The sequence below is a fragment of the Streptomyces sp. NPDC058295 genome (genome assembly GCF_042880655.1).
Lineage (GTDB): Bacteria > Actinomycetota > Actinomycetes > Streptomycetales > Streptomycetaceae > Streptomyces > Streptomyces coriariae.
The window spans coordinates 1-21,672 of record NZ_JBHVYO010000033.1 but is presented as its reverse complement, the minus strand read 5'-3'; the positions used below and the strand labels follow the sequence as shown (position 1 = coordinate 21,672).

At 70.6% G+C, this 21,672-nt stretch carries 20 protein-coding genes; 15 read left to right on the top strand and 5 right to left on the bottom strand.

Going from position 1 to position 21,672, the window contains the following annotated elements:
* The first annotated feature begins 92 nt into the window (after positions 1–92).
* The 9 genes from ACFVYS_RS29885 to ACFVYS_RS29845 all read left to right on the top strand — a co-directional run bounded on the left by ACFVYS_RS29885 (position 93) and on the right by ACFVYS_RS29845 (position 10,601).
* Positions 93–1,430, top strand: coding sequence for an ABC transporter substrate-binding protein (locus ACFVYS_RS29885; RefSeq protein ID WP_389507031.1), 1,338 nt, complete (start codon positions 93–95; stop codon positions 1,428–1,430).
* Between the two features lie 104 nt (positions 1,431–1,534).
* Entirely contained in the window at positions 1,535–2,332 is a 798-nt protein-coding gene (locus tag ACFVYS_RS29880) for a rhamnogalacturonan acetylesterase (RefSeq protein ID WP_389507029.1), read from the top strand.
* A gap of 59 nt (positions 2,333–2,391) precedes the next feature.
* Complete coding sequence (locus ACFVYS_RS29875) at positions 2,392–3,723, top strand: polysaccharide lyase family 1 protein (RefSeq protein ID WP_389507027.1); 1,332 nt, start codon at positions 2,392–2,394, stop codon at positions 3,721–3,723.
* A 96-nt stretch (positions 3,724–3,819) separates the two neighbouring features.
* Positions 3,820–4,965 carry a pectinesterase family protein gene (locus tag ACFVYS_RS29870; protein WP_389507025.1) on the top strand — a complete coding sequence of 382 codons (1,146 nt, stop codon included), beginning with the start codon at positions 3,820–3,822 and terminating at the stop codon, positions 4,963–4,965.
* A gap of 4 nt (positions 4,966–4,969) precedes the next feature.
* Positions 4,970–5,998, top strand: a complete 1,029-nt coding sequence (locus tag ACFVYS_RS29865; RefSeq protein ID WP_389507138.1) for a pectinesterase family protein — start codon at positions 4,970–4,972, stop codon at positions 5,996–5,998.
* Entirely contained in the window at positions 5,985–7,211 is a 1,227-nt protein-coding gene (locus ACFVYS_RS29860) for a dienelactone hydrolase family protein (RefSeq protein ID WP_389507024.1), read from the top strand. Before ACFVYS_RS29865 ends, ACFVYS_RS29860 begins: the two co-directional genes overlap by 14 nt.
* A gap of 49 nt (positions 7,212–7,260) precedes the next feature.
* On the top strand, positions 7,261–8,373 hold the full coding sequence (locus ACFVYS_RS29855) for a chondroitinase-B domain-containing protein (RefSeq protein WP_389507022.1): 1,113 nt from the start codon (positions 7,261–7,263) through the stop codon (positions 8,371–8,373).
* 142 nt (positions 8,374–8,515) lie between these two features.
* Entirely contained in the window at positions 8,516–9,313 is a 798-nt protein-coding gene (locus tag ACFVYS_RS29850) for an HAD family acid phosphatase (RefSeq protein ID WP_389507020.1), read from the top strand.
* 133 nt (positions 9,314–9,446) lie between these two features.
* Positions 9,447–10,601 (top strand): right-handed parallel beta-helix repeat-containing protein, encoded by a 1,155-nt coding sequence (locus tag ACFVYS_RS29845; protein ID WP_389507018.1) that lies wholly within the window; start codon positions 9,447–9,449, stop codon positions 10,599–10,601.
* Between the two features lie 15 nt (positions 10,602–10,616).
* Here the strand turns inward: ACFVYS_RS29845 and ACFVYS_RS29840 are convergent, their stop codons facing one another.
* The gene (locus ACFVYS_RS29840) at positions 10,617–11,495 is read right to left on the bottom strand and encodes a hypothetical protein (RefSeq protein WP_389507016.1); all 879 of its coding nucleotides are present in this window, start codon (positions 11,493–11,495) and stop codon (positions 10,617–10,619) included.
* A complete protein-coding gene (locus tag ACFVYS_RS29835; protein WP_054239212.1) occupies positions 11,492–12,061 on the bottom strand; it encodes a SigE family RNA polymerase sigma factor in 570 nt (189 codons plus the stop codon). The genes ACFVYS_RS29840 and ACFVYS_RS29835 overlap by 4 nt, the downstream gene beginning before the upstream one ends.
* A 268-nt stretch (positions 12,062–12,329) precedes the next feature.
* Between ACFVYS_RS29835 and ACFVYS_RS29830 the strand changes: the two genes are divergently transcribed.
* The gene (locus tag ACFVYS_RS29830) at positions 12,330–13,778 is read left to right on the top strand and encodes an NCS2 family permease (protein WP_389507014.1); all 1,449 of its coding nucleotides are present in this window, start codon (positions 12,330–12,332) and stop codon (positions 13,776–13,778) included.
* A gap of 60 nt (positions 13,779–13,838) precedes the next feature.
* On the opposite strand, the gene ACFVYS_RS29825 is transcribed toward ACFVYS_RS29830, so the two are convergent.
* The 3 genes from ACFVYS_RS29825 to ACFVYS_RS29815 all read right to left on the bottom strand — a co-directional run bounded on the left by ACFVYS_RS29825 (position 13,839) and on the right by ACFVYS_RS29815 (position 16,654).
* Entirely contained in the window at positions 13,839–15,296 is a 1,458-nt protein-coding gene (locus ACFVYS_RS29825; protein WP_389507012.1) for a peptidoglycan D,D-transpeptidase FtsI family protein, read from the bottom strand.
* A gap of 110 nt (positions 15,297–15,406) precedes the next feature.
* Positions 15,407–15,877 (bottom strand): GNAT family N-acetyltransferase, encoded by a 471-nt coding sequence (locus tag ACFVYS_RS29820; RefSeq protein ID WP_389507010.1) that lies wholly within the window; start codon positions 15,875–15,877, stop codon positions 15,407–15,409.
* Positions 15,878–15,880: 3 nt separating this feature from the next.
* Entirely contained in the window at positions 15,881–16,654 is a 774-nt protein-coding gene (locus tag ACFVYS_RS29815; RefSeq protein WP_389507008.1) for an IclR family transcriptional regulator, read from the bottom strand.
* Positions 16,655–16,793: 139 nt separating this feature from the next.
* On the opposite strand from ACFVYS_RS29815, the gene ACFVYS_RS29810 reads away from it, so the two are divergent.
* The 5 genes from ACFVYS_RS29810 (at position 16,794) to ACFVYS_RS29790 (ending at position 21,621) form a co-directional block, all read left to right on the top strand.
* Positions 16,794–18,323, top strand: a complete 1,530-nt coding sequence (locus tag ACFVYS_RS29810) for an aldehyde dehydrogenase (NADP(+)) (protein ID WP_389507006.1) — start codon at positions 16,794–16,796, stop codon at positions 18,321–18,323.
* A gap of 141 nt (positions 18,324–18,464) precedes the next feature.
* Positions 18,465–19,073: a DUF1349 domain-containing protein gene (locus ACFVYS_RS29805; protein WP_389507004.1), complete on the top strand. Its 609-nt coding sequence runs from the start codon at positions 18,465–18,467 to the stop codon at positions 19,071–19,073.
* A gap of 41 nt (positions 19,074–19,114) precedes the next feature.
* The gene (locus ACFVYS_RS29800) at positions 19,115–19,651 is read left to right on the top strand and encodes a GNAT family N-acetyltransferase (protein WP_389507002.1); all 537 of its coding nucleotides are present in this window, start codon (positions 19,115–19,117) and stop codon (positions 19,649–19,651) included.
* 103 nt (positions 19,652–19,754) lie between these two features.
* The gene (locus tag ACFVYS_RS29795; protein WP_389507000.1) at positions 19,755–20,471 is read left to right on the top strand and encodes a DsbA family oxidoreductase; all 717 of its coding nucleotides are present in this window, start codon (positions 19,755–19,757) and stop codon (positions 20,469–20,471) included.
* Between the two features lie 97 nt (positions 20,472–20,568).
* A complete protein-coding gene (locus ACFVYS_RS29790; protein WP_389506998.1) occupies positions 20,569–21,621 on the top strand; it encodes an aminotransferase class V-fold PLP-dependent enzyme in 1,053 nt (350 codons plus the stop codon).
* The last annotated feature ends 51 nt before the right edge of the window (positions 21,622–21,672 follow it).

The following is a 21,672-nucleotide window of genomic DNA, read 5'->3' as shown; positions in this document are numbered from 1 at the left end:
TGGCGACGACTCACCTTTCCCCGCCCCGCTGTGCGGGAGCTTCGATTCCTTCCCCGGTTGACGCCGGGGGTACCCACGAGAGAGAGCCGCAAATGAAGAGCAGCATCCGCAGAAGCAGGCGCGCCGCCCTGGCCGTCGCCCTGGGCTCCGTGCTCGCGCTGACCGCCACCGCCTGCGGCGACGACGGCAGCGGCGGCGCGGGGGACAAGGGAGGCGAGGGCTCCGGCAAGGGGGAGATCACCTTCTGGGACAACAACGGCGGTGTGCGTACCGACGTCTGGAAGGAGATCATCGCCGACTTCGAGAAGGCGAACCCCGACATCAAGGTCAACTACGTCGGTGTGCCGGCCGACAGCGTCCAGTCCAAGTACGACACCGCCATCCAGGGCGGCGGTCTGCCCGACGTCGGCGGCGTGGGCACCGCGATGCTCGCCGAGGTCGCCGCGCAGGGCGCCCTCGAACCGCTGGACAGCCGGATCTCCAAGAGCGCGCTGAACGGCAAGCTCAACGAGAAGTTCCTGGACGGCGTCAAGGCGGCCGGGATCGACGGCAAGACGTACTCGGTGCCGACCTCCGCGAACAACGGCACCCTCTGGTACCGGACCGACCTGTTCCAGCAGGCCGGCCTCGACGCGCCGACGACCTGGACGAAGTTCTACGCGGCCGCCGACAAGCTCACGATCAAGAAGAAGAACGCCTTCGGGTACACCATCCGCGGCGGCGCGGGGTCCATCGCCCAGGCGCTGGACGCCACCTACGGGCAGAGCGGCATCACCGAGTTCTGGAACGGCGAGAAGACCACGGTCAACGACCCCAAGAACGTGGCCGCGCTGGAGAAGTACGTCGGTCTGTTCAAGAAGAACACCCCGTCCGCCGACGTCAACAACGACTTCACCAAGATGGTCGCCCAGTGGGACTCCGGCACCATCGGCATGCTGAGCCACAACCTGGGCTCCTACGGGGACCACGAGAAGGCGCTGGCCGGCAAGTTCAAGGGCATCCCGGCGCCGACGCAGGACGACGGCACGCGGGTGCAGGTGTCCAACCCGGTCGACGGGCTCGGGCTGTTCAAGGCGAGCAAGAACAAGACCGCCGCCTGGAAGTTCATCGAGTTCGCCGCGTCGCACGCGTCCAACAGCAAGTGGAACGAGACGGCGGGTCAGGTGCCGGCGAACAACGAGGCCGCGCAGGACAGCTGGGTGCAGGAGTCGGAACCGACGAAGCTGGCCGCCGAGGCGCTGGCGGGCACCACCACCAAGATCGTGCAGCTGCCCTACTACCTGCCCGACTGGAACACCATCTCCAAGGCGGACAACGAGCCGAACTTCCAGAAGGTGCTGCTCGGGAAGCTGAGCCCGAAGGACTTCCTGAACACGTTGGCCGAGCAGCTGAACGCGGCGCAGGCCGACTGGAAGAAGAACCACGCGTAGGTCACGCGGTTTCGGTCGTGGGGGACTGCGGACCCGTTGTGGCTGGTCGCGCAGTTCCCCGCGCCCCTAGGGAATTCACTGAACCCCTGCTGAAAGGTCCTCTGGTGTCCCTTACCCGCAGACAGGTCACCTCGGCGGCGCTCGCCGCCGTTCCGCTGGGCGTGGTGGCCGCCGGGCCCGCCCGGGCCGGGGCCCGTCGGCCCCGCACGCTCTTCATCGCCGGTGATTCCACCGCCGCCCAGAAGTACTCCGACGCCGCTCCCGAGACCGGGTGGGGAATGGCGCTCCCCTTCTTCCTGCACAAGGACCGGCCCGTCGCCAACCACGCGGTGAACGGGCGCAGTTCGAAGAGCTTCGTCGACGAGGGCCGGCTCGACGCCGTCCTCGCCGCGATCCGGCCCGGGGACCTGCTCCTCGTCCAGTTCGCGCACAACGACGAGAAGACCACCGATCCGACCCGCTACACCGAGCCCTGGACCACCTACCAGGACTACCTGCGGATGTACGTGGACGGTGCCCGTGCGAAGGGCGCCCGGCCGGTGTTGGCCACGCCCGTCGAGCGCCGCAGGTTCGACGCCGAGGGGAACGCCGTGCCGACGCACGGCGAGTACCCGGCCGCCATGCGCGCGCTCGCCGAGGCGGAGCGGGTGGCACTGCTCGACGTCCAGGCGCTGTCGCTCGCGCTGTGGCAGCGGCTGGGCGTCGAGGAGACGAAGACGTACTTCAACTGGACCGCGTCCGAGCAGGACAACACGCACTTCAATCCGCCGGGCGCGATCGCCGTCGCGCGGCTCGTCGTGGGGGAGTTGCTGCGGACGCGGGTGCTCGGGCCGCGTGACGTGGTCCGGCTGCACGACGAGATCCCCACGTCCTGGATCACCTGGCCCGCACCGCTCGCCTAGGACCCGCCCCCGCTCGCGCAGGACCCGCACGCCTTTCGCCACAAGAGGAGAACCGTACAGTGCGTACACAGATATGTCATGGACGCGTCATTGCTGCCCTGGTCGGCTGCACCGCGCTGGTCCTGTCCGTCACCGGCACGGCGTCCGCCCAGGCCGACGCCCACTCCCGCTCCTCGTCCCGCGACCTCGGCCGTCAGGTCCTGGCCGCGAACGACGGCTGGGCCGCCTACGGGACGGGCACCACGGGCGGGTCGGCCGCCGACGCCGCCCATGTGTACACCGTCACCACCTGGGCCGAGTTCAAGGCCGCCCTCGCCGCCGGCGGCAGCGCGCCGAAGATCATCAAGGTGAAGGGCGTCATCGACGCCGTCGCCGAGGGCTGTGACGCCTTCGCCGCGCCCGGCTACGACTTCGACGCCTACCTCGCCGCGTACGCGCCCGAGACCTGGGGCCTCGACACCGATCTGAGCGCCGAGCCCGCCGACAGCCCGGAGGGGCTGCGGCGCGCCTCCGCCGCCGCCCAGGACACGGCCATCAAGGCGAACATCCCCGCCAACACCACCATCGTCGGCATCGGGAGGAACGCCGGCTTCAAGGGCGTCAGCCTGCAGATCAAGGCCGTCGACAACGTGATCATCCGGAACCTGGCCTTCGAGTCGCCCATCGACTGCTTCCCGCAGTGGGACCCGACCGACGGCACCAACGGCAACTGGAACTCCGAGTACGACACGGCCGTCGTCTACGGCTCGACGCACGTATGGCTGGACCACAACACGTTCACCGACGGATCGCACCCGGACAGCGCCGCGCCGACCTACTTCGGCATGCTGTACCAGCAGCACGACGGCGAGCTGGACATCGTCCGGGGCGCCGACTACGTCACCGCCTCCTGGAACGTCTTCACCGACCACGACAAGACGATCCTCATCGGCAACAGCGACAGCGAGTCGACGGCCGTCGGCGACCGGGGGCACCTGAAGGTGACCTTCCACCACAACCAGTTCTCGAACCTGGTCGAACGCGCCCCCCGGGTCCGCTTCGGGCAGGTCGACTCCTACAACAACCACTTCGTCGCCGACGACGCCTTCGCCTACAGCTTCGGCATCGGCAAGGAGTCCCGACTCGTCGCCCAGCACAACGCGTTCACGCTGCCGACGGGGGTCAGCGCGGCCAAGGTGCTGAAGCGGTGGAACGTGTCGCCGCTCACCGCCGACGACAACTACGTCAACGGCCGGCTCACGGACCTGATCGCCGTGCACAACGCGGAGATCCCGGCCGAGGTCCTGGAGTCCGGCGCGGGCTGGACGCCGACCCTGCGCACCAAGGTCGACCCGGCGAAGGCCGTCCCCCGGATCGTCGACTGCGGCGCGGGCGCCGGGCGCCTGGGCTGACCCCTTCGGCCGACCCCTCCTACGAAGGCCGGGGCGGGCGGCGACCGTCGCCGCCCCGGCCCCCTCAGCAGAGCCGCACCGCCAAGGAGCACCCGCATGTCCTCGCCCCGACACCCCCACGCCCCCCGACTCCCGCTCTCCAGAAGGGGGTTCCTCACGGCGACCGCCGGTACGGTCGCAGCCCTCGGCCTCGCCGCCACGCCCGCGCGGGCCGCCACCGCGCGCCGCGGCCCCTTCGGCCGCCACGGCTCCCCGGCCGATCGGCTCACCCCGCGGACCCTGTACGTCGACCCGCTGGGCCGGGGCGACTTCACCGGCGTCCGGGACGCCGTCGCCGCCACCACCGGCAGCGGCTGGACCCTGGTCCTCGCCCCCGGCACCTACCGGGAGACCGTCGCCCTCGACGTCACCCGCACCGAGGCCACCTGGATCGGCGCCTCCGAGGACCCCCGTGACGTCGTGATCGTCTACGACAACGCGGCCGGCACCGCCAAGCCCGGCGGGGGCACCTACGGCACCACCGGGTCGGCCACCACCACCGTGCAGGCCGACGGCTTCACCGCCCGCTGGATCACCTTCGCCAACGACTGGCTGCGCGCCGACCACCCCGACATCACCGGCACCCAGGCCGTCGCCATCAAGGTCCAGGGCGACCGCTCCGCCTTCCACCACTGCCGTTTCCTCGGCCACCAGGACACCCTGTACGCCGACTCCATCGCCCTCGCCGCCTTCGCCCGGCAGTACTACGCGCACTGCTACGTCGAGGGAGACGTCGACTTCGTCTTCGGCCGGGCGACGGCCGTCTACGAGCAGTGCCACTTCCGCACCCTGAACCGCACCGACCTGGCCGCGGCCCCCTACGGCTTCGTCTTCGCGCCCTCGACGGCGGGCGCCAACCCGCTCGGTTACCTGGTCGTCCGCGGCCGGATCAGCAGCGAGGCGCCCGCCGCCTTCTACAAGCTGGCCCGCCCCTGGGTTCCGAGCTCCGACACCACCGCCCGCCCGAGCCTCACCGTCCGCGACACCCGCCTGGACGCCGGGATCGACGCCGTCGCGCCCTACACCAACATGTCGGCCTCCTTCCCCTGGCAGAACCAGCGCTTCGCCGAGTACCGCAACAGCGGGCCGGGAGCACGGATCACCGTCCCCGAGAACCGCCCCCAACTCACCGCGGAACAGGCGCGATCGGCGACCCGCGGGGCCTACCTGGGCGACTGGGAGCCCTGGAAGGGGGAGTGCTGAGATGCTGCGCCGACGCACCCTCCTCGCGGGCATCACGGGCGCTGCCCTGATCACCGCGACTCCGGCCCACGCCCGGTCCCAACGCGTCCTGCACGTCCGCCCCGGCGACTCCCTCCAGGCCGCCGTGGACGCCGTCGACGGCCCCGGCCGGACGATCGTCGTGCACCCGGGCACGTACCGGGAGGTCGTGAACGTGCCTGCGGAGAAAGGCGAGTTGACGATACGGGGCGTCTCCCGCGACCCGCGCGCCGCCGTGCTCGTGTACGACAACGCCAACGGGACCGCCAAGCCCGACGGGTCCGGAACCTACGGCACCGCGGGCTCCGCCACCTTCACCTCCGCCGCGCCCGGCCTCACCGTCCGCGACCTCACCCTCGCCAACGACTGGCTGCGCGCCGACCACCCGGAGATCACCGGCACCCAGGCGGTCGCCGCCTACGTCACCGGCGACCGCACCCACTTCGACAACGTCCGCCTCCTGGCCCACCAGGACACCCTGTTCGCCGACACCACCGCGCTGGACGCCTTCGACCGGCAGTACTTCCACCGCTGCTACATCGAGGGAGACGTCGACTTCGTCTTCGGTCGGGGCCGGGCCGTCTTCGACGCCTGCCACTTCCACACCCTGCAGCGGGACGTGAGCTTCACGCCCAAGGGCATGGTCTTCGCCCCCGCCACCGCCCGGGCCGATCCCTACGGCTTCCTCGCCCTGCGCGGCCGCATCACCTCGGGCGCCGAGGACGCGGCGTACAAGATCGCCCGCCCCTGGGTGCCCTCGTACGAGACGACCGCCTGGCCCTCGCTGGTCGTACGGGACACCTGGATCGGCCCCGGGATCGACGCGGTCGCCCCGTACACCAACATGCGCGACGCCTACCCCTGGCAGACCATGCGCTTCCGCGAACACGCCAACTCCGGGCCCGGCGCGGTGATCTCGGTGCCGGAGAACCGGCCGCAGCTGACCGCCGAGGAGGCGGCCACCCACACCCGGCGGACGTATCTCGGGGACTGGAGGCCGTATGGACGCCCGTGACCCGGGGGTGGGGCGGCGGGCCTTCGTGGCCGGCACCGGAGCCGCACTCCTGACCGGGACCGTCGCTCCCGCCGCCGCGCAGGCGGCCGTCGCGGAGGGACCGGCATGCGCCGCGGAGGGACCGGGAGCCTCCGTGGACGGGCGGACGGCTGTCGTGGACGGGCCGCTGCCGGACTTCCACCCCGCCCTCAGAGCCGCGCTGACCTTCCCCCTGGCCTGGGGTAAGTCCCCGATCCGCGACTTCCGCGCCTGGCGCCGGGCCGCCCGCGCCAAGGTCGAGGAGCTGCTGGTCGTCGGATCACAGGACCGGACCTCGTACGCCCCCGAGTTCACCGACCGGCGCCGGCAGGACGGCTACACGAGCGAGCTGGTGACACTCTCCCTCACCCGCCACGAACGCATCCGCGCCGCGCTCCTCACCCCGGACGGCCCCGGCCCCTTCCCGGCCGTGCTGCTCCTGCACGACCACGGGGCGAAGTTCGACATCGGGAAGGAGAAACTGGTCCGGCCCTGGTACGACGACACCCGGCTCGCCTCCGCGCAGGGTTGGTCGGAGCGGTACTTCAGCGGACGGTTCGTCGGTGACGAGCTGGCCCGGCGTGGGTATGTCGTGCTGTGCGCGGACGCCCTCGGCTGGGGCGACCGCGGACCCCTCGCCTACGACCAGCAGCAGGCCCTCGCCTCCAACTTCTACCACCTCGGCTCCTCGCTCGCCGGCCTCATGGCCCGCGAGGACGCCCGGGCCGCCGGGTTCCTGGCCGGCCTCGACATGGTTGACCGGGGCCGGGTCGCGGCCGTCGGGTTCTCCATGGGCGCCTTCCGCGCCTGGCAGGCGGCCGCGCTCAGCGACGACCTCGCCGCCGCGGCGGCCGTCTGCTGGATGACCGGCCTGAAGGAAATGATGGTGCCCGGCAACAACACCCTGCGCGGGCAGTCCTCGTACTACATGCTCCACCCCGGGCTTCCCCGGTTCCTCGACTTCCCCGACGTGGCGAGCATCGCCGCACCCAGGCCGATGCTGTTCTTCGACGGCGGGCTCGACCCGCTGTTCCCCGCCGACGGCGTCCAGGTCGCGCACGACAAACTGCGCGCCGTCTGGCGCTCCCGTCACGCCGAGGAGCGGTTGCACCTGAAGAGCTGGCCCGACCTCGGCCATGTCTTCGTCGACCGCATGCAGGACGAGGTCTTCAGCTGGCTCGACACCGTCCTCTGAACCGCTCTCCCGCTCCCTCCCGCTGAACGACGGAAAGGACCCGCACTCCATGTCTCGTCGTACCGCTCTCACGGCCGTCGCCGCCCTCACCCTGGGCGCCGGACTCGCCGTCCTGCCCACCCAGGCGCAGGCCGCCACCGTGGTGGTCAGCAACTCCACCGACCTGTCCAACGCCATCAAGAACGCCACCGCGGGCACGGTCATCCAGGTCCGCGCCGGCACCTACTACCCGACGGCCACCCTCCAGTCCACGGCCAACGGCACCTCCTCGTCGCCCGTCACCCTCACGGCGTACGGCTCGGAGACCGTGAAGATCGACGGCTCGTCGCTGCCCGACGGGGACTGGATCTTCAAACTGACCGCCGACTACTGGAACGTCTCCAACCTCACCTTCCAGAACTCCCCGGACAGCGCGGTCGTCTGCCAGTCCTGCACCGGCACCAACTGGAACAACATCAAGACCATCAACGGCGGCGACTCCGGCTTCACCCTCACCGGAGACGGCACGGTCAACAACACCGTCAGGAACATCGACTCCTACGGCCACTACGACGCCGCCAACCACGGCGAGAACGCCGACGGTGTCGCCGTGAAGTACGGCTCCGGCACCGGCAACCTGATCACCGGCGCCCGCCTCTACAACAACTCGGACGACGGCATCGACTTCTGGTCCTTCTCCTCGCCCGTCACCATCGAGCACACCTGGTCCTTCGGTAACGGCGTCAACCGCTGGTCCGACTCGGCCTTCGCGGGCGACGGCAACGGCTACAAGCTGGGCGGGGACGGCGAGGTGGTCGCGCACGTCGTCAACAACTCGGCCGCCTGGGGCAACGCCGGGAACGGTTTCACCGAGAACTCCAACAAGGGTGCGATCGTCATCAACCGCACCACCGCCTACGCCAACAGCAAGTGGGGCTACTACTTCGCCACCGGCGCCGCCAAGCTCGGCAAGAACCTGGCGGTGAGCAACGGCGGTGGCGCGGTCAGCAAGGGCTCGTCGGTCACCTCGGCCGGCAACAACTGGGACTCCGGCGTCTCCACGCCCGCCTTCAGGTCCACGGACGCGAGCTCCACGTACAACGCGCGCAGTTCGAGCGGCACCCTGCCCACGACCACGTTCCTGACGACGGGTTCGGCGACCATCGGAGCGACCATGGACTGACCTGCCGGGCTCCCACCGGGCCGTCCGGGCGCCTGACCCGATCGTCCGCCCCGATCGCTTGACCCGATTTTTGCCCGTGAACGGGTAACGGTCGGGCAACGGGTCTCGCGCTCGGCCGTGTGACGCGCGTAGAAAACGTGTCATGCATAAGCCACTTCGCCTCGCGGCCGTCGCCGCTGCCTGCGCCGTCGCCGGCGCCGCCCTGTACGGCGCCGGCGCGGCCACGGCCGGCCAGTCCACGGCCAACTCCACCCACGAGCCCTACAACATCGGGCTCCTGGTGAAGGACCTCGACACCTACTACGGCACCGCGCCGGACGCGAACGGCGTGTACCAGGCGTCGCCGGCCAGCCCGTACGCCAAGGACCTCGCGAGCATCGACAAGGCCGCGAGGAAGTACATCGACCAGGCCGCCCGCAAGGCGGTCAGGAAGGGCGAGAAGCCCGCGGTCGTCTTCGACATCGATGACACGCTGCTGCTCAGCCTCGACTACGAGAAGCGGTACAACTACACGTACAGCTCCGCCACTTGGGCGGCATACGTGAACAAGGCCGACCGCCCGGCGGTGTTCGGCAGCCCCGAACTCGTGCAGTACGCCGAGAAGCAGGGCGTCGAGGTCTTCTACAACTCGGGCCTCAGCGAGGCGCAGCGCTCCGCCGCCGTCGAGAACCTGAAGAAGGTGGGCGCCGACATCAACCTCGACGCCGACCACATGTTCCTCAAGAACGCGGCCACCCCGCCGTCGTACCTGAGCGGCTGCGCCACCCCGGGCGCCTGGACCTGCACGACCGTCCAGTACAAGTCCGGCACCCGCAAGCACATCGAGGGCGACCTCGGGTACGAGATCATCGCGAACTTCGGCGACCAGTACTCGGACCTCGAGGGCGGCTACGCCGACCGGACGTACAAGCTGCCGAACCCGACGTACTACGTCGGCTGACGCGACCTTCTCGATCTCTTTCGGTGGCACGGCAACCTGTTCCGGCCACGGTGACGACTGAGGAGCGGAAACGGGCCGGGGCGGCCCCTCCGTCCCGTTTCCGCTCTCACTCGCTCACCGAAAGGAACGCCCCGTGCGCATGAGCACCGGACGCCACCGCAGGACCCGCACCCTCTCGATCGCCGCCGCGGTGGCGGTCTCGGCGGGGGCGGGCGGCGTCTACCTCGGCCTGTCCGGCGGCGGCGCCGAGGCCGCCTCGTCGACGGTCACCGTCTCCACCACCGCCCAGCTGGAGTCGGCCGTGCAGAACGCGGTCGCCGGCACCGTCATCCAGGTCCGCGGCGGCACGTACTACCCGACGGCCACCCTCAAGTCGACCGCCAGCGGCACGAGTTCGGCCCGGATCACCCTTCAGGCGTACGGCACCGAGAAGGTGAAGATCGACGGGTCCAAGCTGCCCGCCGGCTCCTGGCTCGCCGGGATCTACGGCAGCTACTGGACCGTGCAGAACCTCACTTTCCAGTCCTCCCCGGCCCAGGGCTTCGTCGTCACCTCGTCGACCGGCGGCGTCTTCAAGAACCTGGTCACGGCGAACAACGGCGACTCCGGGTTCACCCTCCGCGGCGACAACACCGTCAACAACCTCGTGCAGAACCTGGACAGTTACGGAAACTACGACGGCGCCGGGCACGGCCAGAACGCGGACGGCATCGCCATCAAGTTCGGGTCGGGCACCGGGAACAGGATCACGGGCGCCCGTCTCTACAACAATTCGGACGACGGCCTCGACCTGTGGCAGTTCTCGACGCCGGTCACCATCGAGCACTCGTGGGCCTTCGGCAACGGGAAGAACCGGTGGAGCGACGCCGCGTTCGAGGGCAACGGCAACGGGTTCAAGCTGGGCGGCGGGGGCGTGGCCGTCGCGCATGTCGTCAACAACGACGCGGCCTGGGACAACACGCTGAACGGCTTCACCGAGAACTCCAACACCGGGGCGATCGTGCTGAACCGCAACACCGCGTACGCCAACACCGAGGCGGGGTTCTACTTCGCCACCGGCAAGGCCAGGCTCGCCCGCAACCTCGCGGTCGGCAACAAGGGCGGGCTCGACAAGCTGGGTTCGTCGGCCGTCTCCGCGGCGAACAACTGGGACGGCGGAGTGTCCACGCCGGCGTTCATCTCGACGGACGCGACGACGGCCTACGGCGCCCGGAAGGCGGACGGCTCGCTGCCCGCGACGACCTTCCTCACCACGGGCTCGACCACCATCGGTACGACGATGAAGTAGACGGTGTCCCGGTGGTCAGGAGTCGCCTTCGCCGTCCTCGGCGGAGGCGAAGTCACCGCCCACGGCGCCCTGTCGCTGCTCCGAGCGGCCCGTGACCGCGTAGGTGTCGTCCTTGGCGTCGCGGCCGCCGCGGTCGTGGTCGTACTGCCCGGCGAAGACCCACTCGCCCTTGGCGACCGTACGGCCCTCCTTGAGCACCCAGGTGTAGACCAGGAAGCCGTCCCGCTCGGCCACCGAGAACGTGAAGTCGTCCTCGGGCAGTGAACGCCAGGCGCCCGCCGACGAGACCCCGCCGGTCTGCGCGACCTTCAACTGCACGGTCAGTGTGGTGAGTGCCTCGGACGTCTTGATCGTGACGTTGCTCTGCGCCCAGAAGTCGTTGCTGTGCGGGTCGACCGAGCCGTCCGACCACAGCGGGCCGTCCTCGTCGTCGGCCGTCGCCGGCAGCAGCGTGGCCACGGGCGCGGAGGGCGTCGCCGCGGAGCTCTGAGACGGGGAGGCGCTCGGCTTCGCCGGGGCCTTCGCGCCGCCGCCGGAGCTCGGCGTGGCCTTCGGCGAGGCAGGCGGGCGGCTCGTCGCGTCCGGGGACTCCACCGGCGGCGGGGAGACGGAGACCGTCTGCTGGGCCGGGGTGTCGTCCTTCACGGCGGACGCCACCGCGTAGCCGCCGACCGCGAGCATGCCCGCGACCGCCGCCGTGGCGCCCACGATCCGTGCCCAGCCCCACAGGGCCGGGCGGCTCGCCCGGTGGTCGGACCGCTCCGGTTCCTGTCCCTGCCCCGCCATGCCCCGCTCGACGCGGGCCAGGATGTACGCCCGGTCGGGCTCGTGCGCCTCGGCCGCCTCGTGCAGCCGGGCGCGCAGCTCGTCGTGCACGTCCCGCTGCATCGTCATCGGTCCCTTCCTGAGGCCGAGGCCTCACCGGTGCGCACCATGGCAGGCATCTTGAGCGGAGCCCCCTTGGCGCCGAGCAGTTTCTGGAGCTCGGCCATTCCCTTCGAGGTCTGGCTCTTCACCGTACCGACCGAGACCCCCAGGGCGAGCGCGGTGTCCTTCTCCGACAGGTCGAAGGCGTGCCGCAGCACCACACAGGCGCGTTTGCGGAACGGAAGTCTACGCAGCGCCGACTGGACGTCCACCACGCCCGCGATGTCGGGGTTCTCCGTCTTCTCCTCGCGCTGCGACCAGAACAGCGCGATCCTGCGGCGTTCCCGGACGGCGCTGCGGATGCGGGTGCGGGCGAGGTTGGCGACGACGCCGCGGGCGTACGCCACCGGATGGTCGGCCGCGCGCACGCGGTCCCAGCGGTTCCACAGCGCGAGCAGCGCGTCCGCCGCGAGATCGTCGGCGGCGTCCGCCTCACCGGTCAGCAGGTGGGCGAGACGGGACAGTTCGGCGTAGTGGCGATCGAAGAAGGCATGGAATTCCACGGAGGCGGCGTCGTCGACGACTGTGCCCACGGGTGACCTCTTCTCGGAACGACTGCTGTGCCTGTGTGTGTCATGTGAATGACATGCGGATGCCCCGAGGAGGTGGCCGGGGCGAGATCGGGAAGCGTAGCAGTGATCGATTACTCGGTCTGGTGCGGGGGTTCGAACATCATGTGGCGGGCCGAACGTCCTCGGAGTCCGATTCCGTAACACGGCGAAAACCTGAAGACGGTTCAACACGGCCACAATCCAGCCAGCATCCGCGCACAGATCATTCAGGCCCCTAGGAGCACCAGCCATGTCCGAGACGAAGACGACGGCCGACCGGCCGGGTACCGCGCCACCCGCGGCGAACAGCGTCGACCGGTACTTCAGGATCTCCGAGCGGGGGTCCACCTTCGGCCGTGAGATACGCGGCGGCTTCGCCACGTTCTTCACCATGGCCTACATCCTTGTCCTGAATCCCATCATCCTGGGCAGCGCCAAGGACAAGTTCGGGCACCAGCTCGACGCCGTCCAACTCACCACCGCCACCGCCCTGGTGGCCGCGGTGATGACGGTCATCATGGGCGTCGGCGGCAACCTGCCCCTCGCCCTCGCGGCGGGCCTCGGCCTGAACGCGGTCGTCGCCTTCCAGATCGCCCCGTTGATGAGCTGGGACGACGCGATGGGCCTCATCGTGCTCGAAGGCCTGCTGATCTGCGTCCTGGTGGTGACCGGTCTGCGCGAGGCAGTCATGCACGCCATCCCGCAACCGCTGAAGCAGGCGATCAGCGTCGGCATCGGCCTGTTCATCGCCTTCATCGGCTTCGTCGACGCCGGCTTCGTCAGCCGCATCCCCGACGTCGCCAACACCACCGTCCCCGTGCAGCTCGGCGGCACCGGCACCCTCTCCGGCTGGCCGGTGCTCGTCTTCTGCCTCGGCGTGCTGCTGACGATCGGTCTGCTGGCCCGCAAGGTCAAGGGCGCGATCCTGATCAGCATCGTGACGATGACGGTCCTCGCGATCGTCATCAACTCGATCGCGGACATCAAGTCCTGGGGCCTGACCACGCCCTCGTGGCCCGACAAGATCGTCGACACCCCCGACTTCGGGCTGATCGGTCACTTCAGCCTGTTCGGTGCCTTCGGCGAGACCAGCGTCATCACCGTCGTCCTGCTGATCTTCACCCTGATCCTGTCCGACTTCTTCGACACCATGGGCACCGTCGTCGGCATCAGCGCGGAGGCCGGGCTGCTGGACGAGAAGGGCGACGTGCCGGGCCTCGGCCGGGTGCTGCTCATCGACGGCGCGGCGGCGGTCGCGGGCGGCGCGGCCTCGTCGTCCTCCGCGACCTCCTACATCGAGTCGGCCGCCGGCGTCGGCGAGGGCTCGCGCACCGGCTTCTCCAACCTGGTCACCGGTGGACTGTTCGCGTGCGCCCTGTTCCTGACGCCGCTCCTCACCATCGTCCCGCTCCAGGCCGCAGCCCCGGCCCTGGTCGCCGTCGGCTTCCTGATGATGACCCAGGTCAAGAGCATCGACTGGGACAAGTACGAGATCGCGATCCCGGCGTTCCTCACCATCGCCGTGATGCCGTTCACCTACTCGATCACCAACGGCATCGGCGCGGGCTTCCTCGCGTACGTCGTCATCAAGACGGTGCTCGGCAAGGCGAAGGAGGTCCACTGGCTGCTGTGGGGGGCCTCGGCGCTGTTCGTGGTGTACTTCGCGATCGACCCCATCGAGCAGGTGCTGGGCGTGTAGTTCCCCGGGGGCGACCCCCGACCCCCGGCCGGGAGCGGGCTCGGCCGGGGGTCTCGGTACTCAGCTCTTCAGCGCCGCTTTCATCATCGCCTTCGCGACCGGGGCGGCCAGCCCGTTCCCGCTGACCTCGGACCGCGCGGCGTCGGACTGTTCGACCACCACCGCCACGGCGACCTGCTTGCCGGAGGAGTCGGACTTCCCGTACGACGTGAACCAGGCGTACGGCGCCTTGCTGTTGTTCTCGCCGTTCTGGGCCGTGCCCGTCTTGCCGCCGACGGTGACGCCGTCGATGAGCGCGTTCGTGCCGGTGCCCTTCTCGACGACCGTCTCCATCGCCGACCGGAGCTGTTCGGCGGTGGAGGAGCTGACGATCTGCGTGGTCGACGCCTCGTCGTCGTAGTCCTTCAGGACGTCGCCGCCGCCGTCGGTGATCTGCGAGACCATGTGCGGCGAGACGAGCTTGCCGCCGTTGGCGATGGCGGCCGACACCATGGCCATCTGCAGCGGCGTCGCGGTCACGTCGAACTGGCCGATGCCGGTCAGAGCGGTGGACGACTCGTCCATGTCGGACGGGTACACGCTCGGGTACGCCCGCACCGGCACGTCCTGGCTGTCGTCGTTGAAGCCGAACTTCTCGGCCGTCGCCCTCAGCTTGTCCTGTCCGAGCTCGACGGCCATGTGCGCGAACACGTTGTTGCAGGAGTACTGGAGCGCGACCCGGATCGTGGCGTTCTCGCAGGGCGCGGACGTGTTTTCGTTCTTCAGGACCGTGCGCGTGCCCGGCAGGGTGTACGGGTCCTCGCTGTCGGTCTTCTCGTCCACCGACGAGTACAGCCCGTCCTCCAGCGCGGCCGCCGCCACGACCAGCTTGAACGTCGAGCCCGGCGCCAGCGGCTGCCGCAGCGCCCGGTTGGTCAGCGGCTTGTCGGAGTCCGCGTTGAGCTTCTTCCAGGCCGTCCCGGCGGTGTTGGCGTCGGTCAGCGTCGACGGGTCGTACGAGGGGGTCGACACCACCGCGAGGATCTGGCCGGTCGCCGGGTCGACCGCGACCGCCGCGCCCTTCTTGTCGCCGAGCGCGTCGTACGCCGCCTTCTGCACGTCCGGGTCGATCGTGGTGATCACGTTGCCCGGGTCGGCCCGCTTGTCGGTGACCGTGTCCAGCGCGGTCTTCAGCCGGGTGTCCGTGCCGTTGAGCAGGTCCGCGTAGATGCCCTCCAGCTGCGTGGGGGCGTAGCTCTGCGAGGCGTAGCCCGTCACCGCCGCGTACAGCTCGCCGTCCGTGTACGTGCGTTTGTATCTGAGGTCGCCGCCCGTGGTGACGGCCGAGCCGGTGATCGCCTTTCCGGCCACGATGATGTTCCCGAGCGGCTCCGCGTACGTCTCGATCGCGTTGCGCCGGTTGTCCTTGTCGTCCGCGAGTGCCCGGCCCTCGTAGAACTGCACCCAGGTCGCCCGGAGCAGCAGGGCGAACACCAGCAGCAGCGCGAAGACCGAGGCGCGCCTGATCGTCTTGTTCATTGCGAACGGAAAGACGAGCGGGAGGGAGGCGATCGTTCCCGTTCGCCCGTTTTCTCATCGACCGTTCATCCGAGACCGGTTCACTCGGGGACCGGCCACTGCGGCCGGGCTCAGGCCTCCAGCCGCAGCACGATCTCCTCGATCTCGCCGCCCCGCGCGTTCGCGTAGCCGGTGGCCCGGGCGGTGGACCGGAAGCCGCACTTCTCCAGGACGCGCAGGGAGCCCGCGTTGTCGGCCGCCGCCCGCGCGAACAGCGGACGCTCCGGGACCTCGGCCACCAGCGCCCCCAACGCCTGCGTGGCGATGCCCCGGCCCCAGTAGGCGCGGTCCACCCAGTACGTCACCTCGCGCTCGCCCGGCTCCCCGTACACCGCCGCGCTGCCGACGACGTCCCCGTCGGCCAGGATCGTGCGCGGCACGGCGGACGAGGCGAGGATCCTCGCCCAGTGGGCGTCGAACGCGTCCCGGTCGGCCGGATCCTTCGCGGTGAACGCGGCCATCCGCAGGGACTCGGGGTCGTTCATCTGCCGGAAGAACACCGGCAGATCGCTGTCGTGGACCTGGCGCAGGGAGATCAGCATGCCTCAGAGCCTACGGGTGGCCAGCGTGAGCCGGTCGCGTGCGTCGAACAGCGCGTCCTTCACCAGCTGCTCGTGCGCGGGGGTGAGCCTCGCCACCGGCACCGAGCAGCTGATCGCGTCCCGGGCCGGCGTGCGGTACGGGATCGCCACGCCGAAACAGCGCAGGCCCAGCGTGTTCTCCTCGCGGTCCACCGAGAAGCCCTGCTCACGGATCTGGTGCAGCTCCTCGATGAGCTTCTCGCGGTCCGTGATGGTGTGCTCGGTCAGCGCGGGCAGCGTCTCCGGCAGCAGCTTGCGGACCTGCTCGTCGCTGTAGGTGCTCAGCAGCGCCTTGCCCAGCGAGGTGGAGTGGGCGGGGAGCCGGCGCCCGACCCGGGTGAAGGGGCGCAGGTAGTGCTGGGACTGGCGGGTGGCGAGGTACACGACGTTCGTGCCGTCGAGCCGGGCCAGGTGGATGGTCTCGGTGGTGTCGTCCGAGAGCCGGTCCAGGGTGGGGCGGGCGGCCGCGACCACCTCGTCGCCGTCGATGTAGGAGGTGCCGACGAGCAGCGCCCGTACCCCGATGCCGTACCGCGTGCCCGTCGCGTCCGTCTCCACCCAGCCCAGCTCCACCAGCGTGCGCAGCAGCATGTAGAGACTGGACTTGGGATAACCGACGGCCTCCTGGACCGACGCCAGAGAGTGCATTCCTGGGCGGCCGGCGAAGTATTCCAGCAGCTCAACCGTCCGCACCGCGGACTTGACCTGCGCCCCGCCCCCCGTCTCGCCAGCCGACATCGCCCTTGACCCCTTCGTTCGACGGGAAATACGCTCCGACAGCATATTCATCATCAGAGACAGCGTTCAGTATATCGAACGACCCTGATGAATGAGCCAGTACCAAACGTGGTCAGAACCAAGCGTGGAGGGACCCGCGGTGGCAGCAGCACCAGTCTGGAGTGTCGACCCCCGAACCGGGAAGCAGCGTGAACAGGTTGCGGTGGAGGCCACGGCCCAGGAGGTCGACGCCGTCGTCCGCGCCGCCCATGAGGCGCGCGGCTTCCTCGCCGACCGTAGCGTCCGCGCCGCCTTCCTGCGTTCCGCCGCCGACCGGCTCCAGGCGGCCAAGGACACGCTCGTGGAGGTGGCCGACGCGGAGACCGCGCTCGGCCCGGTCCGGCTGACCGGAGAGCTCGCCCGCACCTGCTACCAGCTGCGCGCGTTCGCCGACATCGTCGACGAGGGCGCGTTCCTCGACGTCGTCATCAGCCACCCCGACGACACCGCCACCCCGCCCATCCCCGACCTGCGCCGCTACAAGGTGCCGCTCGGGGTGGTGGCCGTGTACTCGGCGTCCAACTTCCCCTTCGCGTTCTCCGTCGCCGGCGGTGACACCGCCAGCGCGCTCGCGGCGGGCAACCCGGTCGTCGTCAAGTCCCACCCCGACCACCCGGGCCTGTCCGAGCTGGTCGCCAAGGTGGTGCGCAACGCCGCCGCCGAGCACGGCATCCCGGCCGGCGTGCTGGGTCTGGTGCACGGCTTCGAGGCCGGCGTCGAGCTGATCAAGCACCCGCTGGTCGCCGCGGCCGGTTTCACCGGGTCGATCCGGGGCGGACGCGCGCTGTTCGACGCGGCGGCGGCCCGCCCGGTGCCGATCCCGTTCCACGGCGAGCTGGGGTCGCTGAACCCGGTCGTGGTGACCGAGGCGGCCGCGGCCGAGCGGGCCGAGGCGATCGGCACCGGCCTCGCCGGGTCCATGACGCTGGGTGTCGGCCAGTTCTGTGTGAAGCCGGGGCTGGTCCTGGTGCCGTCCGGCGCGGCCGGCGACGGGCTGGTCAAGTCGCTCACGGACGCGGTGAGCGACACCGACGCGGGCGTGCTGCTCGACCACCGGATGCGCGACAACTTCATCGCCGGGGTGGCCGAGCGGGCCGGGCTGCCCGACGTGGAGTCGCCGGTGACGCCCGGCGCGGGCGGGGAACACACCGTCAGCGCGGGCTTCCTGACCGTGCCGGCCTCCCGGCTGGCCGCCGAGGGCGCGCACGACCTGCTGCTCGAGGAGTGCTTCGGGCCGGTCACCGTCGTGGTCCGCTACGACGACGAGGGCGAGGTCAAGGCGGTGCTGTCGCGCCTGCCCGGAAACCTCACGGCGACCGTCCAGCTGTCCGAGGGGGAGGCCGCGGGCGAGGGCCGCGGCGGGGAGATCCTCGCCGAGCTGACCCCGCTGGCCGGGCGCGTGCTGGTGAACGGCTGGCCCACGGGCGTCGCCGTCGCGCCGGCCCAGCATCACGGCGGGCCGTACCCGGCCACCACCTCCACGTCCACCTCGGTCGGCGGGACCGCCATCGAGCGGTGGCTGCGGCCGGTCGCCTACCAGAACGCTCCCGCGGCGCTGCTGCCCGTGGAGCTGCGGGACGAGAACGAGCTGGGGCTGCCTCGCCGGTTCAACGGGCGCCTGGAGCGGTAGCGCTCCGCGCGGGCGTCGTCGGGGTGCGGCGGGACTGTCGGGTACGAGTCCGCGGTGGCTCGTCGCGCCCACGCGGCGGAGCCGCACCCCGATGCAGGCCCGCGCCCATAGGTATCTCGGCTCCCCTGCGATGATGAGGCAATGGACGTCTCCCTTCCCGAACTGCCCTTCCCTCTTCGTACTTACGGGCCCGACGGGCACTGGTCCCACGAGGGCGGGGTGCTCACCGGGTGGGCCGGGGCCCGGCAGGACCGGTTCGTGCCGCCCACCGGGGACGGGGTCGACCCCGCCGCCGACGCGCCCCGGCTGCTGGGGGCGCCGGAAGGGGACTTCCAGCTCATCGCACGCGTCACCGTCGGGTTCAACTGGGCCTTCGACGCGGGGGCGTTGTACGTCCACGTCGGTGAGCGGGCCTGGGCCAAGCTGTGTCTGGAGTACTCCCCGGACGTGGCCACCGTCTGCACGGTGGTCACCCGGGGACACTCCGACGACGCCAACTCCTTCACTGTGGAAGGGAGTTCGGTCTGGCTCCGGGTGAGCAGGACCGGCCGTGCCTTCGCCTTCCACGCCTCCCGGGACGGCAGACGGTGGACCTTCGTCCGCCTGTTCACGCTGGGCGAGGAGAAGGAGACCGGCGCGGCCCTGATCGGCTTCATGACGCAGTCGCCGATGGGCGAGGGGTGCGTCGTGACGTACGACCATCTCGAGTTCAGGACCGAATGGCCGGACGACCTGCGCGACGGAAGCTAGCCGGCCGGAACCGGCGCACGGGCCCTCTCGTCCTGTCTTGCATGATCGGAGATCGCGTCATGGGCCACCGGGTGATCCGCACCGCCGTTCCCGCCGAGGTGGAGAGGGTCGCCGCGCTGCACGCGCGCGCCCGGGCCACGTACTACCCCGACGGGATCCCGCAGGACGGCACCGACTGGCTCGCCGCCTGGCGCACGGCCATCGAGCGGCCCGACGGCCATGTGCTGTGCGTCGTCGAGCAGGGACGGCTCGTCGGCCTCGCGTCCTTCCGCACGCCGGAGGGCGCACCCGTGCACACGGTCAAGTTGTTCCAGTTCCACGTCGACCCCGACCACTGGCGTTCGGGGATCGGCACGGACCTGCACACGGCCTGCGTCGAGCAGTGGCGGGCGGACGGGCGGCGCACGGCCGTGCTCGACGTGCACGTCGACAACGGGCGGGCCCAGGCCTTCTACGCCCGGCAGGGCTGGAGCCCGGACCCGGAGAACCCGTCCGGCGAGGGCGAGCACCACCTCTGGCTGAGGTACGCGGTGGCCGGAGAGCGACCGAGGAGCGATCGGGGGACGACCGGGGAATGAAACGTCCTGCTTGAACGTTCATGCACTCGCCGGAGGGAACCTCCGTGCGGATCTCCCGCAGGGGAGCTCCGTACCAGCCGCACGACCTGGAGAGAGCCGAGACATGCGCGTCGAGATCTGGAGCGACATCGCCTGCCCCTGGTGCTACGTGGGCAAGGCCCGCTTCGAGAAGGCGCTCGAGGCCTTCCCGCACCGTGACCAGGTCGAGGTGGTGCACCGTTCCTTCGAGCTGGACCCGGGCCGCGCCAAGGGTGACGTCCAGCCCGTACTGGCCATGCTCACCAAGAAGTACGGGATGAGCGAGGCACAGGCGCAGTCCGGCGAGGAGAACCTGGGTGCCCAGGCCGCCGCCGAGGGCCTCGACTACCGCACCCGGGACCGCGACCACGGCAACACCTTCGACATGCACCGGCTGCTGCACTTCGCCAAGGAGCACGGCCGGCAGGACGAGCTGATCCAGATCCTCTACCGGGCGAACTTCGCCGAGCAGCGGTCCGTCTTCGCCGAGGGCGACGAGCGGCTCGTGGAACTGGCCGCCGAGGCCGGTCTGGACGCCGAGGCCGCCCGCGAGGTCCTCGCCGACCCCGCCCGCTACGCCGACGAGGTCCGCGCCGACGAGCGCGAGGCCGCTCAGCTCGGCGCGAACGGTGTGCCCTTCTTCGTCCTCGACCGCGCCTTCGGCGTCTCCGGGGCCCAGCCCGCCGAGGTCTTCACCCAGGCCCTCAACCAGGCCTGGGGCGCCCGCTCCCCGCTGCAGCTGATCGACGACGGCGGTGCGCAGACCTGCGGTCCGGACGGGTGCGCGGTCCCGCAGCACTGAAAAACCGCAGGTGGGAGCCGATCTATAAGTTCTCCTTAGCGGAATCACGTAAAAATCGGCAATGGACGAGGGGTTCCCGGGGACCCACAGTGGACCCATGGAGACCTTCGAGAGCCTCGTCCGCGCCGAGTTCACCCCGAAGACCACATACCTGAACACGGCGAGCAACGGTCTGCTGCCGGCCCGTACCGTCGCCGCCCTGCACGAGGCGGCGGTACTGCGCGCCGAGGGCAGGCCGCTCACCCCGCTGCACGAGGACGTGGAGGCCTGCCGGGCCGCGTACGCCCGGCTGGCCGGAGTCCCGGTCACCCGGGTGGCGCTGGGCGCCTCGGTCGCCGCGCACACCGGCGTGATCGCCGCCTCGCTCCCCCCGGGCGCGGAGGTGCTCACCGCCGAGGACGACTTCACCTCCGTGCTCAACCCGTTCCACGTCCGCGGGGACCTCAAGGTCCGCGCCGTCCCGCTGGAGCGGATCGCCGAGTCCGTCCGCCCCGGCACGGCGCTGGTCGCGGTGAGCGCCGCCCAGTCCGCCGACGGCCGGATCGCCGACCTCCCCGCCCTGCGCGAGGCGGCCAGGACGCACGGCGCACGCACCTACGTCGACTTCTCGCAGTCGGCCGGCTGGCTTCCCACGGACGCCGACGCCCACGACTTCTCCGCCGCCGTCTCCTTCAAGTGGCTGCTCGGCCCGCACGGTGCGGCCTTCCTGGTGGTCCCGGAGGACTTCGGCGGGCTGTCACCGGTCCTCGCGGGATGGGTCGCCGGCGAGGAGCCCTGGGACAGCTGTTACGGCCCGGTGGCCGAACTCGCCCACTCGGCACGGCGGTTCGACCTGACCCACGCCCTGTTCACCTACGCGGGACTGCGCCGCTCCCTCGAACTGGTGGAGGAACTCGGCGTGCGGGCGATCGGCGCCCACGACCTCTCCCTCGCCGACCGCTTCCGCACCGGACTCGCCGGGCTCGGTCATCGGCCGGTCGCCGCGCCCGGCTCCGCGATCGTCTCGGTGCCGGGACTCGGCTTCCGCCAGCCCGAGCTGGCCGCCGCCGGCATCCAGGTCTCCGACCGCTCCGGCCATCTGCGGGCCTCCTTCCACCTGTTCAACACGGCGGCCGACGTCGACCGCCTGCTGAACGCCCTGTCGGCCTGAGACTCCGAACGCCCGAAAGGCCCGGACGCCCCCACCCGATCCGGGTGGGGG

What these genes read in the sequence shown, in the direction of transcription:
- ACFVYS_RS29885 (WP_389507031.1), top strand. Translation starts at nt 93, where the DNA reads ATGAAGAGCAGCATCCGCAGAAGCAGGCGCGCCGCCCTGGCCGTCGCC.
- ACFVYS_RS29870 (WP_389507025.1), top strand. Translation starts at nt 3,820, where the DNA reads ATGTCCTCGCCCCGACACCCCCACGCCCCCCGACTCCCGCTCTCCAGA.
- ACFVYS_RS29860 (WP_389507024.1), top strand. Translation starts at nt 5,985, where the DNA reads ATGGACGCCCGTGACCCGGGGGTGGGGCGGCGGGCCTTCGTGGCCGGC.
- ACFVYS_RS29855 (WP_389507022.1), top strand. Translation starts at nt 7,261, where the DNA reads ATGTCTCGTCGTACCGCTCTCACGGCCGTCGCCGCCCTCACCCTGGGC.
- ACFVYS_RS29850 (WP_389507020.1), top strand. Translation starts at nt 8,516, where the DNA reads ATGCATAAGCCACTTCGCCTCGCGGCCGTCGCCGCTGCCTGCGCCGTC.
- ACFVYS_RS29840 (WP_389507016.1), bottom strand. Translation starts at nt 11,495, where the DNA reads ATGACGATGCAGCGGGACGTGCACGACGAGCTGCGCGCCCGGCTGCAC.
- ACFVYS_RS29830 (WP_389507014.1), top strand. Translation starts at nt 12,330, where the DNA reads ATGTCCGAGACGAAGACGACGGCCGACCGGCCGGGTACCGCGCCACCC.
- ACFVYS_RS29825 (WP_389507012.1), bottom strand. Translation starts at nt 15,296, where the DNA reads ATGAACAAGACGATCAGGCGCGCCTCGGTCTTCGCGCTGCTGCTGGTG.
- ACFVYS_RS29820 (WP_389507010.1), bottom strand. Translation starts at nt 15,877, where the DNA reads ATGCTGATCTCCCTGCGCCAGGTCCACGACAGCGATCTGCCGGTGTTC.
- ACFVYS_RS29815 (WP_389507008.1), bottom strand. Translation starts at nt 16,654, where the DNA reads ATGTCGGCTGGCGAGACGGGGGGCGGGGCGCAGGTCAAGTCCGCGGTG.
- ACFVYS_RS29805 (WP_389507004.1), top strand. Translation starts at nt 18,465, where the DNA reads ATGGACGTCTCCCTTCCCGAACTGCCCTTCCCTCTTCGTACTTACGGG.
- ACFVYS_RS29800 (WP_389507002.1), top strand. Translation starts at nt 19,115, where the DNA reads ATGATCGGAGATCGCGTCATGGGCCACCGGGTGATCCGCACCGCCGTT.
- ACFVYS_RS29795 (WP_389507000.1), top strand. Translation starts at nt 19,755, where the DNA reads ATGCGCGTCGAGATCTGGAGCGACATCGCCTGCCCCTGGTGCTACGTG.
- ACFVYS_RS29790 (WP_389506998.1), top strand. Translation starts at nt 20,569, where the DNA reads ATGGAGACCTTCGAGAGCCTCGTCCGCGCCGAGTTCACCCCGAAGACC.